Consider the following 205-nt stretch of genomic DNA (forward strand, 5'->3'; position numbering starts at 1 on the left):
TCAATAACTGTCAGAGTTTTTAAAGACCAAGGAAGTCAAAATTTTAACAAAGTCCAATCTGCTCAGAAAAGTCTTTGTCAAACTGAACAACCTTCTCCCCTTTTGCCCCTTTAAAAAGTGGACAATACTCTACCAGAGGAAGGTTTGTAATAATAACACCGGCCGCGTGAATCCCCGCGTGACGGTAGAGACTTCGAGTCTTTTT

1 protein-coding gene is annotated in these 205 nt (G+C 41.0%); it reads right to left on the reverse strand.

What is annotated here, in order from left to right:
- Nucleotides 1–43: 43 nt before the first annotated feature.
- A partial coding sequence (locus M901_RS18330) for a hypothetical protein (protein ID WP_021276797.1) occupies nt 44–205 on the reverse strand: 162 nt, incomplete at its 5' end.

This window comes from Bacteriovorax sp. DB6_IX (assembly GCF_000447775.1).
Classification (GTDB): Bacteria; Bdellovibrionota; Bacteriovoracia; order Bacteriovoracales; family Bacteriovoracaceae; genus Halobacteriovorax_A.